The following is a 15,179-nucleotide window of genomic DNA, read 5'->3' as shown; positions in this document are numbered from 1 at the left end:
GGTTAAGTATCGCAACTCAACTTTAACCGATGAGGCCGTTTCCTTCATCCTTTTTTATTCAGATGTCCAATATGTATTGTAGTCCTACACAAAGCTTGAGCATCTCTGGAAATGCCCTCTTGACAAGCGGTCCGTAATTGCATATAATACTACTGTTAAAGCCATAAATATGGCCCTTTATGTGGTGGGTGTCGCCACTTCGGAGGGAGGGGAAATAGATGTCGGAAGTCCATGTGAGAGAAAACGAGTCTCTGGAGAGCGCGCTGAAGCGTTTCAAGCGCAGCTGCGCCAAGTCCGGAGTGCTGGCTGAGGTGCGTAAGCGCGAGCACTACGAGAGTCCCAGTGTCAAGCGCCGTAAGAAGTCCGAGGCCGCCCGTAAGAACCGTAAGAAGTTCTATTGATGCGCATAAAAGCCCAGCGCCGCAAGGCGCTGGGCTTTTGTATTGCGGAATGTGTGCCGGTGGGCGAAAAGGGGCCTGCTTCCGGCGGGGGAGTGCGAGGGGGCGGCAGCCCGCCTCGCGTGGGATCGAATGCCCCGCGGCAGAGCCGCGGCGAGCGGAGCGAGGACTTCCCTGGCTCAGCCGGGGAAGTAACGGCATTTTGACCCAGCGCCGCAAGGCGCTGGGCTTTTGTATTGCGGAATGTGTGCCGGTGGATGGAAAGGGGCCTGCTTCCGGCGGGGGAGTGCGAGGGGCGGCAGCGGCGCCGTATTTCGACAGACGGGTTCTCTTTTTCCCCATTTCATGATATACTGAACCAAAGATTTTGTGAAAAGGGAGGATGATCCCCATGTCCGCGGAGCTGCCTGCCGCCAGCGCCACACCGGAGGAGACGGTGGAAGCCTTTGAGCAGATCGCCAGGGGAATGACCTGGAGCAAGGCCCTTTACAGCGTGGTGCTCTTTTTGTTCTGTCTGGCGGTGATGAAGACGGTGATGACCCTCATTGACCGGACCATGACCCGTTTGAAGGTGGAGCCCACCGTCCACAAATTTACCCGTTCCTGCCTGAAAGTCCTCCTCTGGATCGTCACAGGTCTGGTGGTGGCGGGGTATCTGGAGTTCCCCGTCAACTCCCTGGTGACCGTGCTGGGCGTCATCGGCGTAGCCCTCTCCCTCTCCCTGCAAGGGAGCCTGTCCAATCTGGCGGGCGGCATCATGGTCATGGCCTCCCGGCCCTTTGCCATGGGCGACTATGTGGAGGCCGGCGGCGTGGCCGGCACGGTCCATGAGATCGGCCTTATCTACACCAAGCTGAAAACCATCGACAACAAGATCATCTTCATCCCCAACGGCGAGATCTCGGGGGAGAAGATCGTCAACTATAACAAACAGGAGCAGCGCCGGGTGGATCTCACCTTCACGGTCTCCTACGACGCCGACCCGGAGCAGGTGAAGGAGATCATGCGGCAGGTCATCGGGGCCCACCCCAAGGCCCTCTTTACCCCGGAGCCCTTCGTCCGCACCACCGAACTGGGGGAGAGCAGCGTGAGCTACACCCTCCGGGCCTGGTGTGCCACCGAGGACTATTGGGACCTGTATTTTGATCTGCTGGAGCAGGTCCGGGCGGCCTTTGACCGGGAGGGGGTGGAGCTCACCTACAACCATTTGAACGTCCACATCATGAAGGAGTAAAGGAGGTTGCTGCCATGTACGAAACCAACCAGCTGGCCGGAAAGGGACTCAAACTGCTGTTTCTTGCGGAACTGCTCCTGATGGTCTCCGTCGTGCTGGCGGGGCTTCTGGAAAGTGGACTGGAGCTGGCCGCTCTGATCCTGAGCCTGGTGGGCCTGCATAGGGCGGCGCCCAGTCACCCCCTGTTCCGGCGGGCCCTTCACCTGACCGTTGCCCAACTGGCGATCAGCGGTCTGACCACTCTAATCTATGGTGTGGGCCCCCGTATCCTTCCGCTGAGGGCCATCACGGGGCTGGGGATGCTCTTCACCGTGGCGGTTTTCATTCTGCAATTCTACATCGTCTACCTGATCTGCACGGCGGCGGGGGAGCTCCTCACCGCCGGTGGCTTCGACGCGGAGGCCGCACGGGGAAGGGCAGCGTGGAAATTCTATCTGGCCAATGTGGTGCTCAGTTTGCTTTTCACTGTGGCGGCAACCTTTATACTATCCTTAATGACCGCAATAGGGACCGCCAGTGTGATGGCCTTTTCTTTCGTGTCCTCCCTGGTGATGGGGATCGTACGGCTGACCTGTCTCATCATATATCTGATATTCCTCTACCATGCCTATCACGCCTTGCTGAACGGGGACTGAGGGGCCTGGGCGGTCAGCCCGGCATAGCCAGCCCCTGGATGAAGCCCCCCAGGCTGGCCGAGAGGACCTCGCCGGCCACCACGGTGTTTTTGTAGAGGAGCAGCCCGGCCTCCACGCCGCTCTCCCCGGAGGGGTAATTGGTCACCGCATAGGCGTATCGCTTCACCCGCTTGCCCCTGTACTGGGTGAGGTCAAAGCCCTGCTGGGCCTGGAGGTCCAGATACTGGGTATAGGTCTCGTCGAATTCCTCGGGGATGAGGAGCTCCTCCACCGACAGGGGCTCGGGGGAGACGGTCCAGCCGTAGCTCTCCAGGTAGGCCACCCGGTCCTCGTTGGTTTTGACGCCCTTGGGGCTGGCGGGGGCGGGGGAGACGGCGTCCACCTCCCCGGCGGAGAGGACTCCGGAGGTGAGGACGGCGGCTCCGCACAGCGCCAGCAGCAGGGCAGCCGCCCCGGCGGCCAGTCTCCCACGGCGCAGCTTGGCAGTCCAGATAAACACAGCGCAACGCTCCTTCCATGCTGGTCTCAAGGGATGGATATGCGGGAAGGGGCGCTGTTATGACCAGGAAAAGGAGCGCACAGACATGGCATTGGAGCGGTTGGACAAGATCCTCTCGGGCACCGGGCGCTGGTCCCGCCGGGAGGTGAAGGACCTGGTGAAGGCCGGGCGGGTAACGGCGGACGGGGCCGTGGTGGGCCGGCCGGAGGACAAATTCGAGCGGGCGGCCACGGTGCTGGCGGTGGACGGGGAACCGGTGGACGGCGAGCGGTATGTCTACGTCATGCTCCACAAGCCGGGCGGGGTGCTCTCCGCCACCGAGGACCCCAGGCAGCCCACAGTGCTGGACCTGCTGCCCCCGCATCTCCGCCGGATCGGGCTCTTTCCCGTGGGCCGGTTGGACAAGGACACCGAAGGGCTCCTTCTCCTCACCAACGACGGGCCCCTGGGGCACCGGCTGCTCGCCCCCAAAAAGCATGTGGACAAGGTCTACTTCGTCCGGGTGGACGGCGTGCTGGACGGGGCGGACGCCGCCGCCTTCCGGGCTGGAATGACCCTGGAAGACGGGCTGCGGTGCCTGCCGGCGGAGCTGGAGGTCCTATCGAGCCCGGATACCGGGCTGGTCACCCTCCGGGAGGGGAAGTATCACCAGGTCAAGCGGATGCTCTCTGACCGGGGCAAGCCGGTTTTGTACCTCAAGCGGCTGTCCATGGGGCCCATCCACCTGGACCCGGCGTTGGAGGCGGGCATGTGGCGGCCCCTCACGGCGGCGGAGCGGGCGGCGCTGGAGGCCCTGCCCTGAGCCGGGGCGGCCCCCCACAGGACAGGGACAGAGCGGCTTCGGCATTTTTCACAAAAAAATGCGAGTTGCCTATTGAAAAGGGAGAAAAAAACCGGTATAATAAAAAAGACGGGGTTGCGAGTTCGCAGGACCCCGCAGTCAGAGAGATCCAGCGCCTTCATGCGCTGAGAGAAGGGGGCAACGCACGATGTCCAGCCGGATTTTCCAAAGCGTGGTTTTGCAGATGAAGGACAGCACCGACCGCGCCATCGGCGTCATCGATTCCGAAGGAACGGTGGTAGCCTGCAACGAGCTCACCTGCATTGGAGAAAAGTGGTCCGGCGCGGTGGAGGCGGTGAACGCCGCCGATGCTGAGCTGGTCTCCTTTGGCGGCAACACCTTCAAGCCGCTGGCGGGGTGGAGCTCCCAGTTTGATTATGCCGCCTTTGCCCGGGGAGAGGATGAGACCGCCCGGACGGTGTGTGCCATGGCCGTGGTGGCGCTCAACGGGGCCAAAGCCTATTACGAAGAAAAGCACGACAAGGCCACCTTTGTCAAGAGCATCATTTCCGACAATATTCTCCTGGGCGATATCTACGTCCGGGCCAAGGAGCTCCATTTTGTCTCCGAGGTGCCCCGGGCTGTTTTCCTCATCCGTCAGGTGGGGAGCACCGACATGGCCTCCATCGACGTGGTGCAGTCCCTGTTCCCGGACAAGCAGTCTGACTTTGTCCTCTCCATCAACGAGACGGATCTGGCCCTCATCAAGCAGCTGGGGGATGGGGTGGAGGCCAAGGACCTCTACCGCATCGCCGAGCAGGTGGAGAACGCCCTCAAGAACGAGCTGGGGCTGAAGGTGGTCATCGGCGTCGGCACGGTGGTGGGCCACATCCGGGAGCTGGCCCGGGCCTATAAGGAGGCCCAGGTGGCCATTGATGTGGGCAAGGTCTTTGACACCGAGAAATCCATCATCAACTATGAGAATCTGGGCATTGGCCGGCTCATCTACCAGCTGCCCACCACCCTGTGTGAGATGTTCCTTCAGGAGGTCTTTAAGAAAAACCCCATCGACTCCCTGGATCAGGAGACCCTTTTCACCATCAACAAGTTCTTTGAGAACAACCTGAACGTCTCCGAGACGGCCCGGAAGCTCTTTGTCCACCGGAATACCCTGGTCTACCGGCTGGAGAAGATCAAGAAGCTCACCGGTCTGGACCTGCGGGAGTTTGACGACGCCATCACCTTCAAGGTGGCGCTGATGGTCAAGAAGTATCTGGTGTCCCGAGGCATCGAATCCTAAAAATCGAACATGATCTGCGGCGGGGGCGGAGCCCCCGTCCTACCGAGGTTCAGTCTCGCGTTTTTTGGTAGGGCGGGGGACCTGCTCCCGCCGCTGTCTTTGTGTCCTGTCTGAGAGGAATGGGTATATGATTCGGCTCATCGACGTGCAAAAGACCTATGACAACGGCACCCGGGCGCTCAAGGGTGTCTCCATGAAGATCGAAGACGGAGAGTTCGTCTTCCTGGTGGGCCCCTCCGGTTCGGGAAAGTCCACCATTTTGAAGCTCATCACCGGAGAGGTGACCTGCACCGGTGGCCGTCTGATGGTCAACGGGTACAACCTCAACAACATCCGCCCCCGTCAGATCCCCTACATGCGCCGCACTCTGGGGGTCATTTTCCAGGACTTCCGGCTCATCGAGAAGAAGACTGTGGAGGAGAATCTGACCTTCGTCATGCGTGTAGTGGGGGCCTCGCCCCGGGAGATCCGGAAACGGGTGCCCTATGTTTTGCAGCTGGTGGGACTGGACCACAAGGGGGACCGGCTCCCCACAGAGCTCTCCGGCGGCGAGCAGCAGCGTGTGGCCATCGCCCGGGCGCTGGTGAACAATCCCCAGGTCATCGTGGCCGATGAGCCCACCGGAAACCTGGACCCTCAACGCTCCCTGGAGATCATGATGCTCCTGGAGAAGATCAATGAGCTGGGCACCACCGTCATGGTGGTGACCCATGAAAAGGAGCTGGTCAACCGCTTCTCCAAGCGGGTGGTGGCAATCGAAAGCGGACGGATCATCAGCGACGGAATGGGTGGGTATTACAACAATGGGTCAGTATAATATGGGTTATCATGTCAAAGAGGGCTTCCGCAGCATCTTTACCCACGGTCTTATGTCCTTTGCCGCCGTGTGTATGATCGTGGCCTGCCTCATCATCATGGGCTCCTTCTCCCTGGTGGCCATCAATCTGGACAACACCCTGGGGGACCTGGAGGCTAAAAACGAGTTTACCGCCTATGTGGACGAGGGGCTGAACGAGACCCAGGCCCGGGCCCTCCAGTCCAGACTGGAGGCCATCCCCAATGTGGATTCCGCCACCTTTGTGACGGCCCAGCAGGCCCTGGAGGACTATAAGCAGCGGTATGTGGACAGTGAGTACGCCGAGCTCTTTGAGCTCCCCGACGAGGTGCTGCGGCACCGCTTCCGCATCCATGTGGAGGACATCGAGGCCCTGGCCCAGACGGTGGCGGCGGTGGGGCAGGTGGCAGGCATTGCCGACACCCAGGCGGCGCTGGAGGTGGCCCAGGGCTTCGTCACTGTCCGAAACGTAGCCGGAGCGGTGGCCTGGATCCTCATTCTCATGCTGCTGGTCATCTCTCTGTTCATCATCGCCAACACCATCAAGCTGGCCACCTTCCACCGCCGGGAGGAGATCGCCATCATGAAGATGTGTGGCGCCACCAACTGGTTCGTCCGCTGGCCCTTTATCTTTGAGGGCATGATCCTGGGACTCATCGGCGCGCTGGCGGCCTTCCTCATCCAGTGGGGCATTTACGGCATCATCGTGGCCGCCATCACGGAGTACGGCGGCCTTCAGATCCTCGCCATCGTGCCCTTCAAGGCCCTGGCCCTCCGGGTGCTGGGGGCCTTTGCGGCGGCTGGCCTGGCCATCGGCGCGGGCGGCAGTCTGCTGGCCATCCGCAAGTTCCTGCAGGTGTGACCTGTACCGTCCGGGAAAGGAGAGACAACGTGTCCGAAGCAAAGCGTACCCCCAAAAAATCACCCCCCAAACGGCCCAGACGGGACTGGCACAAGAAAGTGGTGGCGCTGCTTGCCCTGCTCATGGCGCTGCTGATGGTGCTTCCCATGGTGACCATGGTGCTCCAGACGGCGGGGGCCGTCACCCAAGAGGAGCTCCAGGCCCAGATCGACGCCGGAAAATCCCAGGTGGCCGACCTCAACAACCAAATCGACGCCCTGGGAGAGCAGCTGGCAGACATCCAGAACGACAAGTCTCAGGCGCTGGCCCAAAAGGGGCTTCTCGAGCAGCAGATCAACGCGCTCAACGAGAGCATCGGCGGCATCAACGCCACCATCGCCCAATACGATCAGCTCATTGCCGAAAAGGAGGCCCAGGTGGCCGAGACCCAGGCCAAGGAGGAGGAGCAGTACGCCCTCTTCTGCAAGCGGGTCCGGGTGATGGAGGAGATGGGAAGGGTCTCCTACTGGGACATCCTTTTCGGGGCCTCCAGCTTCTCCGATCTGCTGGACCGGGCCACCATGGTCAGCGAGATCATGGAATATGACAACCAGATCATGGAGGACCTGGCGGCCACCAGGCAGGCGCTCATGACCCAGCAGGAGGGATTGGAGACCTCCCGGGCCGACCAACAGGCCCAGAAGAAGGAGCTGGAGGGCCAGCAGACGGCGCTCAAGGCCAAAAAGAGCGAGGTGGACACCCTCATCGAGAGCATCCGGGCCGACGAATCCAAGCTGGAACAGGCGGAGGCCGCTCTGAGGGCGGAGGCTGACCGGATCGACGCCCAGATCGTCCGGCGTCAGCGGGAGCTCCAGGCCCTCATCGCCGCGGGTCAGATCAGCTTTGACCCCGGCTCCGGCTGGCAGTGGCCGGTGCCTGGCTACTATACCATTACATCGGTGTTCGGCCCCCGGATCCACCCCATCACCGGCCGGCCGGGCAATCACACCGGCACCGACATCGCTGCGCCCGGCGGCACCAAGATCCTGTCCGCCCGGGGCGGTGTGGTGACCATCTCGACCTACAACAACTCCTATGGCAACTATGTGGTGGTACAGCATGACAACGGTATCTCCACCCTCTATGCCCACATGAATTCCCGGGTGGTGTCCGAGGGAGACGTGGTGACCCAGGGGCAGGTCCTGGGCTATGTGGGCACCACAGGCTCCTCCACCGGTAACCACCTCCACCTGGAATTCCGGGTCAACGGCAGCCGGACCGACGCGCTGACCTATTATCCCGCCCTGGCGGGCCAGTTCATCTACCGCTGAGGCGCTGGCGAACAGACACACCGCTGCAAAGACGGGGCGAAAGCCCCGTCTTTGGCGTTTTGGAAGGAGGGCTCTGATTGAAAGAAAAACGCTTTTCCCTGCTGTCTCTGCTTGTGACGGCAGTCCTCGCCGTGCTGCTCACAGTCGGCGCGCTGGCCGGCGGGGCCTGGGCGCTGCTGGGGCCGGAGGGCCTGGGGATGGTGGAGACCGTGGCTCTGGTCAACACCCTGTTTGTGGGGGAGCACGACCTGGGGACGGCTTCGGACCAGGCCATGGACGCCCTCATTGAGGGGCTGGGGGATCGCTGGTCCTATTACATGGACGCCGAGGGTTATGCCGCCCAGCAGGAGAGCCGCAGCAATTCCTATGTGGGCATCGGCGTCACTGTGACCTACCCTGAGGAGGGGGGACTGCTCATCCAGTCGATGGCGGAGGGCGGACCGGCAGAGGAGGCCGGCCTGCGCGCCGGAGAGCGGATCGTGGCGGTGGACGGCACGGCGCTGACGGCGGAGAATCGGCAGGAGGGCGCCTCCCTCATCAAGGGCGAGGAGGGCACGGCGGTGACCCTCACCCTGGAAAGCCCCGACGGGAGCCGCCGGGAGGTCACCGTGACCCGGAAGCGGGTGGAGGAGCCTCCCGCCAGGGGAGAGCTCCTCTCTGACGGCACAGGGCTGGTCACCATCAAAAACTTCAACAGCCGCTGTGCGCAGGAGACCATGGCCGCCGTGGAGGAACTTGTCGTCCAGGGGGCGGAGCGGCTGGTCTTTGATGTGCGCAACAACGGCGGAGGCTATGTGGATGAGCTCACCGCCCTGTTGGACGACCTGCTGCCCGAGGGGGATATCTTCCGCAGCGAGACCAAGGCAGGGACCAAGCGGGTGGTCACCTCCGACGCCGACTGTGTAGACCTCCCCATGGCGGTGCTGGTCAATGGCGGCACCTATTCGGCGGCGGAGCTCTTTGCCGCCCAGCTCCAGGAGATGGACCGGGGGATCATCGTGGGGGAGCCCACCTTCGGCAAGGGCTTTTCCCAGCAGACCTTTCCTCTGATGAGCGGCGGCGCCGTCAATCTGTCCACTGCCCGATACTATACCGGCGGCGGCGTCTGTCTCATCGGTGCCGGCCTTACCCTGGACCGGGAGGTCACCCTTACCGAGGAACAGAACGCCGCCCTCTCCGCCGGCGTCCTGGCTCCGGAGGACGACCCCCAGCTCCAGGCGGCTGTCGATCTGCTGAAAGGCTGAATAGAAACTGCCGCCCTCCCAGGATAAAGCTGGAGGGCGGCAGTTTTTTGAGGTTCAGGGTCCGGTCTGCGGGGTAACAGCGGTTTGGACTGCATCGCCTTTTCGAGTGAGGAGGATTCCGGCGCACAGAGCGGTGAAGGGGGCCACGGTGACCAGGCCGAAAGAGCCGATGACGGTGTGAATGAGCTCGGCAGCGACATATTTATAATTGAGAATGTTGTCCACCGGAGTCCCCTGGGCCATGAAGACCATCAAAAGGGCGATGTAGCCGCCGGAATAGGCAAAGAGGAGGGTGGTGGTCATGGTGCCCATGGCGGCACGCCCCACATTGATCCCGGAGCGGACGGCCTCCTTCCAGCTAAGATCGGGGCGCTTCTCGACCACCTCCCGGACAGCAGAGGTGATGTCCACGGAGAGGTCCATCACCGCCCCAGAGGCCCCCAGGAAGATAGAGGCCATGAAAATCTTTGTGAGATCCAGGTGTTGGTAGCCGGAGTAGAGGAGACTTTCCGAGTAGGACATCACCGCCCCATGGATGTGAAATAGGTCGGTGAAGAGGATGCCGAGCACACAGGTGACAAGAATACCCAGGAAGGAGCCGGATACGGCGGCCAGACACCGGCGGTCAAAGCCGTATACCAGAGCAATGATGAGTACTGTGAGGAACAGGGTGATGGCCAGCCCCACCCAGATGGGATTCCACCCCTTGAGGTAGAGGGGGACCAGTACTTTCCACAGGGTGAGTATGGTGAGGACGAAGGAGGCGATGGCCCGGATGCCGGTGGGGCCGGCAAAGAGGATCAGGAAGAGGGCGAAGCCAGTAGCCATGAGGGCCTCCCAGCCCAGGCGGTCGTGGTCGGACATGGTGACGTTGGTGATGGTGTTCCCATCGTGGCTCACCACCACCAGGGCCCGGTCACCGGGGGCGTAGAGCTTGTCCTGCTCCAGAGAGCCGTTGAGCATATTGATGCCGGTGACGGTCTGACCAGCGAAGGTGCCATTGAGCAGTTCCAGCTCGCAGCGCTGTTCGCCGGAGCGGACCAGGCCGGTATCCACAATGGTGGAGTCATCCACCGATAGAACCCGGGCGGAACAGCGTTCGGCTTCCCGGTAGAGGAGTGCCCCTTCAAAGCCGGTGGGGAGGAGGAGCAGAAAGACGATGGCGGCCAGACAGACCAGCACTGGGGCATGGTAGCGAATGGTCTCCGGGGAAAGGGGATGCTTCATGGCGCAAAACTCCTTTTGATGCGCGCCGCCCTCCTCCGCCTGGGAAGGGCGGGGGAGGGCGGCTATTCAAATGATGCGGGAGGAAGCGGTTCAGGCGGCGGTCAAGCCCAGCAGGGCGGCCAGCTTGACATAGATCTGGGTGTTGTCATAGTACCCATTGAAGGTGTCGGCGCCCACGCCCTGGGCCAGTACGGCCACGGGGAGGCCGGTGTGGCTGTAAGAGGTGAAGGAGATGCCGGCCTTGTTGTTGATGATGTGGGTGAGGGTGACGCTCAAGGGCTCATAGGTGCCGTAGAGGACGTACTCCTCCTGCTCATACTTGCTGGCGGCGGTGCCGTTGATGCTCTTCTCATAGGCGGCGCGGAGCTGCTCCAGCTCGTAGTCGGTGAGCACCAGCTTGTCGCCCGCCTCACCGGCGGCCTTCAGACCGAAGAGAGTCTCTATGTCCTTGAGCACATCCGCAAAGGAGGTCTTGTTCTCCTTGTAAGCGGCCACATAGTCGCTGTCAAACTTGGCATAGGAGATCTTCTGACTCTCCAGCAGGTCCAGGTAGGTGTCATAGTCGGTGCCGGCGAAGCCGATGGTGAGGCCGCCGGTCTCATGGTCGCCGGTGACTACGATCAGGGTCTCATCGGGGTGCTTGGCAGCAAATTCGATGGCCACCTGAACGGCATCAGCCATTGCCTTGGTGTCGTGGATGGAGGAGGCAGCGTCATTGGCGTGGCAGGCCCAGTCGATCTTGCCGCCCTCGCACATCAGGAAAAAGCCCTTTTCGTTGTCCAGCACCTCGACGCCCTTTTCCACATAGTCGGCCAGGGACCACATGTCGTCGGTGCGGTCCAGCTCATAGGCCAGGGCATCGCTGTCGGCCAGGTCCTCGTCAATGAGGATGGCCTTGCCGGTGGCGGGGCCGACAGCCTCGGCCTCGGCGTTGGTCATAGCTACGGTATAGCCAGCGGTTTTAGCCAGGTCATAGAGATTTTTCTGGTCGCCCTTGCTGCCAGTGGGCTTGAGGAGGCCGCCGCCGGCAAAGTAGTCGAAGTCGGAGTCGATGAGCTCCAGGCCAATCTCATAGTAGCTGCTGCGGCTGGCTTGATGGGCGTAGAAGGCGGCGGGGGTGGCGTGGTTGAGGTTGACGGAGGTGATGACGCCGATCTTGTAGTCCTTCTGATCCCGGAGCTGCTCGGCGATGGTCTCATAGGCCACAGAGCCGGTCTCGTCCACATTGATGGAGCCGGAGTAGGTTTTGTGGCCGGTGGAGATGGAGGTGGCGGTGGAAGCCGAGTCGGGGGCAAAGGAGTTGGAGTCATAGGTGACGGCGGAGCCGGCGGCCTCAAAATTCATGAAATTGAGGTATTCAGGGCCGTCCAGAACGGCCCCCTGGTTGTCGTCCAGGCTGGGCTGTGCCTGCCAGTAATCTTTGTCCTTAAGTGCGCCCAGAAAATCGGAAGTGGACTGGATCTGGGGATAGCTCATGCCGTCGCCGATGAACAGAAAGACGTATTTGGGGGTGGCGGCCGGGGCATTGGTCTGCACAGCCCCAGGAGTGGGAGAGGCGGCGGGTTTGGGGGTGACAGCTGCGGCGGAACAGGCCGCCAGGCTTCCGCCCAGGGACAGGGCGGCCAGGGAGATGGCCAGGGTACGTTTGAGTTTCATGCTTCTCTTCCTCCATTTCAATTTTGCGTCCGCTGCATCTCCGAACCGACGGGTACGGGGCGGACGCACGCATGAGGTGCAGACTTATCCTACCGGAAAGTGGGTTGCGTGTGCCACCAGCCGGAGGTAAAACTTTGGAAAGAACCAGTAAACATGGAAAAGAGCCGGTAAAGCCGGATAAGATCGGGAAGGCGCGCATATCCTCTCCCGAGGTGAATGCGATGATCGGCCATATCGTGCCCGGGGCGGGGGACCGCCTTCTGGTCCGCCTTACACGGGAGGAGATATACGGACTGCCCCTGCTGCGGGGGGAGACGCCGGGGGACAGGCTGACGGTCCGGCGGGTCCGGCGGACGGCGGCTGCCCTTCGGAAAAAAGGGGTGGTCCGGGCGCTGGCCCCGGAGGGCTTTCCCTTCTGGGAGACGGTCCTCAAGCAGGGACTGCGTCCGGTGGAGACAGGGGAGCTCTGCCGGGCCCTGGCCGCTCCCATTGCCCTGGCGGCGCTGGAGGGGGAGAGGGTCCCGCCGCATCTGGCCAGCGTGCTTCTGCGGGGGGAACGGGTCACCCGGGCCCTGCGGACGGCGGCCCTGGAGCTGTGCCCCAGGGTGCGGCAGCTCCTGGTGGAGGTCCCCGCCGGCGGCGAGGCGCTCCGGCAGCAGCTGCGGCAGGAATTCGGACTGCCGGCGGTGGAGGGACACGCAGGGCGGGAGGTCCATCTGACGCTGTGCTTCTCTCGCCCTGACGGAACCCTCCCGGGGCGGACGGCGGACCTCTCCGGGGAGACGCCCGCCCCGGCAGGCTGCCGCTTCGGCTTGCGGCAGGGGGCCCTTCCCGAGGACGCCGCTGCCCTGCCGCTGCTGTCCGTTCTGTGGACGTCGGGCCGGCTGGAGCGGGACGAGATCAGCGTGACCCCCATTTTCGCACTTGACAGACCGGAGGAAAGTACATATAATACAGGATAATGCAAAGGTGTCCCTATTTATATGGCAGATCTGGACCAAACATGGTCATTCCAGGGGAGATTTCCCCCATTTTTATAGGAAAAGGCGCAGAAAGGAAGCATAAGCAGCATGGCGAAAGAGTATAAACTGAGCCCCGAGCGATTCAAGGCGCTCCAGGACGAGCTGGTCTATCTGAAGACGGTCCGGGAAAAGGAAGTGGCCGATCAGATCAAGGAGGCCCGGTCCTTCGGCGACCTGAGCGAGAACAGCGAGTATGACGAGGCCAAGAACGAGCAGGGCAAGCTCTACTCCCGGATCGCGGAGGTGGAGGGCATCCTGCAAAACTGCGTGGTCATCGAGGAGCACCATGACGAGAACCATAATTCGGTGCGCCTGGGCAGCAAGATCACCGTTCTGGACAAGGAGTTTGACGAGAAAGAGGTCTACCAGGTGGTGGGCTCTCAGGAGGCCGACCCCATGAACGGCCTCATTTCCGAGGAATCTCCCTTCGGCAGGGCCCTTCTGGGCAAGGCCGTCGGAGATGACGTGGTGGTGGAGGCGCCTGCCGGCGTCCTGCGCTACCAGGTCTTAGATATTCAAAAGGCCTGAGAAAGGCGAGGAACAGGAGGAACCCAAAATGACAGAAGAGAAGAACGCAGGCGCTCCCGAGGAGCTGGATCTGTCCGAGCAGAGACGCATCCGCCGCGCCAAGCTCAAAGAGCTCCAGGATGCGGGCCAGGACCCCTTCCAGATCACCAAATACGTCGTCACTGCCCACAGCGCCGATGTGAAAGAGAAGTTCGACGAGATGGAGGGGAAACAGGTCTCCGTGGCCGGTCGGATCATGTCCAAGCGGGGCATGGGCAAGGCCGTGTTCTGCGATCTTCAGGACGGAAAGGGCCGTATCCAGCTCTATGTCCGCATCGACGAACTGGGTGAGGAGCCCTTTGCCAAGTTCAAGAAGACCGACATCGGCGACATTGTGGGCGTCGAGGGCGAGGTCTTCAAGACCAAGCGGGGCGAGATCTCCATCAAGGCCCACAAGGTCACCCTTCTGTCCAAGTCCCTCATCCCCCTGCCTGAGAAGTTCCATGGATTGAAGGACATTGAGACCCGGTTCCGTCAGCGCTATGTGGACCTCATCATGAATGAGGATGTGCGCCGGACCTTTGAGATCCGCACCAAGTTCATCAAGCATGTCCGCGCCTATCTGGACCAGCGGGACTATATGGAGGTGGAGACCCCCGTCCTCAATACCATCTCCGGCGGCGCCACCGCCCGGCCCTTTATCACCCACCACAACACCCTGGACATCGACATGTATATGCGCATCGCCACCGAGCTCCACCTCAAGCGGCTCATCGTGGGCGGCTTCGAGCGGGTGTATGAGATCGGGCGCATCTTCCGCAATGAGGGCATGGACCCCAAGCACAACCCGGAGTTCACCACCATTGAGCTCTATGAGTCCTATGCCGATTTCAACGATATGATGGATATTACCGAGGGGATCATCTCCTCCGCCGCCAAGGAGATCCTGGGCGACTACCACATCCAGTGGCTGGGGGCCGACATCGACCTGACCCTGGGCTGGCAGCGGCTGACCATGATCGACGCGGTGAAGAAGTATGTGGGCGTGGACTTTGCCGCCATCAGCGACGACGAGACTGCCTGCCGGGCCGCTGAGGCCGTGGGCGTGGATATGGAAGACTGTGAGCGCACCTGGGGCACCGCGCTTTACGAGTGCTTCGACCAGCGGGTGGAGGAGAAGCTGATCCAGCCCACCTTCATCACCATGTACCCGGTGGAGGTCTCCCCCCTGAGCAAGCGGTCCCCCAAGGACCCCCGCCTCACCGAGCGGTTCGAGCTTTTCATCAACCATGCGGAGTTCGCCAACGCCTTCTCCGAGCTCAACGATCCCATCGACCAGCGGGGCCGCTTTGAACACGAGCTGGCCCTTCGGGACGCCGGCAACGACGAGGCCGGCATGATGGACGAGGACTTTATCAATGCCCTGGAATACGGCATGCCCCCCACGGGCGGACTGGGCATCGGCATTGACCGCTGCGTCATGCTGCTGACTAACTCCGACACCATCCGTGAGGTCATCCTGTTCCCGACTATGAAGCCGTTAGATTAAAAAACACTGATATTTCAACGGTCCTGAGACTTTGACCAACGAGATTTACGACCAATTTACGACCAAATAGAGAGAACACGCGAGGAGTGGGAAATGCGTTAGCTTTTCCCGCTCCTTTTT

Annotated in this window: 15 protein-coding genes; 12 read left to right on the top strand and 3 right to left on the bottom strand. The window is 61.7% G+C overall.

Going from position 1 to position 15,179, the window contains the following annotated elements:
• The first annotated feature begins 218 nt into the window (after window positions 1-218).
• The 3 genes from rpsU (at window position 219) to Q0Y09_RS02280 (ending at window position 2,267) form a co-directional block, all read left to right on the top strand.
• Window positions 219-401, top strand: coding sequence for a 30S ribosomal protein S21 (gene rpsU, locus Q0Y09_RS02290; RefSeq protein WP_050618074.1), 183 nt, complete (start codon window positions 219-221; stop codon window positions 399-401).
• Between the two features lie 388 nt (window positions 402-789).
• Window positions 790-1,632 carry a mechanosensitive ion channel family protein gene (locus tag Q0Y09_RS02285; protein ID WP_297716954.1) on the top strand — a complete coding sequence of 281 codons (843 nt, stop codon included), beginning with the start codon at window positions 790-792 and terminating at the stop codon, window positions 1,630-1,632.
• A 14-nt stretch (window positions 1,633-1,646) separates the two neighbouring features.
• Window positions 1,647-2,267 (top strand): hypothetical protein, encoded by a 621-nt coding sequence (locus tag Q0Y09_RS02280; RefSeq protein ID WP_297716952.1) that lies wholly within the window; start codon window positions 1,647-1,649, stop codon window positions 2,265-2,267.
• A gap of 13 nt (window positions 2,268-2,280) precedes the next feature.
• Here the strand turns inward: Q0Y09_RS02280 and Q0Y09_RS02275 are convergent, their stop codons facing one another.
• The gene (locus tag Q0Y09_RS02275) at window positions 2,281-2,766 is read right to left on the bottom strand and encodes a DUF4830 domain-containing protein (protein WP_297716950.1); all 486 of its coding nucleotides are present in this window, start codon (window positions 2,764-2,766) and stop codon (window positions 2,281-2,283) included.
• 91 nt (window positions 2,767-2,857) lie between these two features.
• Between Q0Y09_RS02275 and Q0Y09_RS02270 the strand changes: the two genes are divergently transcribed.
• From Q0Y09_RS02270 to Q0Y09_RS02245, 6 genes are all read left to right on the top strand, one after another.
• Complete coding sequence (locus tag Q0Y09_RS02270) at window positions 2,858-3,568, top strand: 16S rRNA pseudouridine(516) synthase (protein ID WP_297716957.1); 711 nt, start codon at window positions 2,858-2,860, stop codon at window positions 3,566-3,568.
• A 187-nt stretch (window positions 3,569-3,755) separates the two neighbouring features.
• Window positions 3,756-4,847, top strand: a complete 1,092-nt coding sequence (locus tag Q0Y09_RS02265; protein ID WP_297716948.1) for a helix-turn-helix domain-containing protein — start codon at window positions 3,756-3,758, stop codon at window positions 4,845-4,847.
• A gap of 127 nt (window positions 4,848-4,974) precedes the next feature.
• Window positions 4,975-5,664 carry a cell division ATP-binding protein FtsE gene (ftsE, locus tag Q0Y09_RS02260; RefSeq protein ID WP_297716946.1) on the top strand — a complete coding sequence of 230 codons (690 nt, stop codon included), beginning with the start codon at window positions 4,975-4,977 and terminating at the stop codon, window positions 5,662-5,664.
• Complete coding sequence (gene ftsX, locus Q0Y09_RS02255) at window positions 5,651-6,544, top strand: permease-like cell division protein FtsX (RefSeq protein ID WP_297716944.1); 894 nt, start codon at window positions 5,651-5,653, stop codon at window positions 6,542-6,544. Before ftsE ends, ftsX begins: the two co-directional genes overlap by 14 nt.
• Before the next feature lie 29 nt (window positions 6,545-6,573).
• Window positions 6,574-7,854 (top strand): peptidoglycan DD-metalloendopeptidase family protein, encoded by a 1,281-nt coding sequence (locus Q0Y09_RS02250; protein WP_297716942.1) that lies wholly within the window; start codon window positions 6,574-6,576, stop codon window positions 7,852-7,854.
• Window positions 7,855-7,931: 77 nt separating this feature from the next.
• Window positions 7,932-9,098: a S41 family peptidase gene (locus Q0Y09_RS02245; protein ID WP_297716940.1), complete on the top strand. Its 1,167-nt coding sequence runs from the start codon at window positions 7,932-7,934 to the stop codon at window positions 9,096-9,098.
• Window positions 9,099-9,152: 54 nt separating this feature from the next.
• Here the strand turns inward: Q0Y09_RS02245 and Q0Y09_RS02240 are convergent, their stop codons facing one another.
• Together Q0Y09_RS02240 and Q0Y09_RS02235 are read right to left on the bottom strand one after the other, a co-directional pair.
• Window positions 9,153-10,325 carry a YibE/F family protein gene (locus tag Q0Y09_RS02240; protein ID WP_297716939.1) on the bottom strand — a complete coding sequence of 391 codons (1,173 nt, stop codon included), beginning with the start codon at window positions 10,323-10,325 and terminating at the stop codon, window positions 9,153-9,155.
• 90 nt (window positions 10,326-10,415) lie between these two features.
• Window positions 10,416-11,981: an alkaline phosphatase gene (locus Q0Y09_RS02235; protein ID WP_297716937.1), complete on the bottom strand. Its 1,566-nt coding sequence runs from the start codon at window positions 11,979-11,981 to the stop codon at window positions 10,416-10,418.
• A 134-nt stretch (window positions 11,982-12,115) separates the two neighbouring features.
• Here Q0Y09_RS02235 and Q0Y09_RS02230 point away from each other — a divergent pair, with 134 nt between their 5' ends.
• The 3 genes from Q0Y09_RS02230 to lysS all read left to right on the top strand — a co-directional run bounded on the left by Q0Y09_RS02230 (window position 12,116) and on the right by lysS (window position 15,059).
• On the top strand, window positions 12,116-12,943 hold the full coding sequence (locus Q0Y09_RS02230) for a hypothetical protein (RefSeq protein WP_297716935.1): 828 nt from the start codon (window positions 12,116-12,118) through the stop codon (window positions 12,941-12,943).
• Window positions 12,944-13,051: 108 nt separating this feature from the next.
• A complete protein-coding gene (gene greA, locus Q0Y09_RS02225; RefSeq protein WP_297716933.1) occupies window positions 13,052-13,531 on the top strand; it encodes a transcription elongation factor GreA in 480 nt (159 codons plus the stop codon).
• Between the two features lie 28 nt (window positions 13,532-13,559).
• Window positions 13,560-15,059 (top strand): lysine--tRNA ligase, encoded by a 1,500-nt coding sequence (gene lysS, locus Q0Y09_RS02220; protein ID WP_297716930.1) that lies wholly within the window; start codon window positions 13,560-13,562, stop codon window positions 15,057-15,059.
• Window positions 15,060-15,179: the final 120 nt, after the last annotated feature.

Source organism: Intestinimonas sp. (assembly GCF_026169115.1).
GTDB lineage: Bacteria > Bacillota > Clostridia > Oscillospirales > Oscillospiraceae > Intestinimonas.
The sequence above is the reverse complement of the archived record's forward strand: the minus strand, read 5'-3'. Positions and strand labels throughout refer to the sequence as shown.

Bases quoted from the DNA above. Each gene is read 5' to 3' on its own strand.
- rpsU (WP_050618074.1), top strand. From the start codon at position 219: ATGTCGGAAGTCCATGTGAGAGAAAACGAGTCTCTGGAGAGCGCGCTG.
- Q0Y09_RS02285 (WP_297716954.1), top strand. From the start codon at position 790: ATGTCCGCGGAGCTGCCTGCCGCCAGCGCCACACCGGAGGAGACGGTG.
- Q0Y09_RS02280 (WP_297716952.1), top strand. From the start codon at position 1,647: ATGTACGAAACCAACCAGCTGGCCGGAAAGGGACTCAAACTGCTGTTT.
- Q0Y09_RS02265 (WP_297716948.1), top strand. From the start codon at position 3,756: ATGTCCAGCCGGATTTTCCAAAGCGTGGTTTTGCAGATGAAGGACAGC.
- ftsE (WP_297716946.1), top strand. From the start codon at position 4,975: ATGATTCGGCTCATCGACGTGCAAAAGACCTATGACAACGGCACCCGG.
- ftsX (WP_297716944.1), top strand. From the start codon at position 5,651: ATGGGTCAGTATAATATGGGTTATCATGTCAAAGAGGGCTTCCGCAGC.
- Q0Y09_RS02240 (WP_297716939.1), bottom strand. From the start codon at position 10,325: ATGAAGCATCCCCTTTCCCCGGAGACCATTCGCTACCATGCCCCAGTG.
- Q0Y09_RS02235 (WP_297716937.1), bottom strand. From the start codon at position 11,981: ATGAAACTCAAACGTACCCTGGCCATCTCCCTGGCCGCCCTGTCCCTG.
- greA (WP_297716933.1), top strand. From the start codon at position 13,052: ATGGCGAAAGAGTATAAACTGAGCCCCGAGCGATTCAAGGCGCTCCAG.
- lysS (WP_297716930.1), top strand. From the start codon at position 13,560: ATGACAGAAGAGAAGAACGCAGGCGCTCCCGAGGAGCTGGATCTGTCC.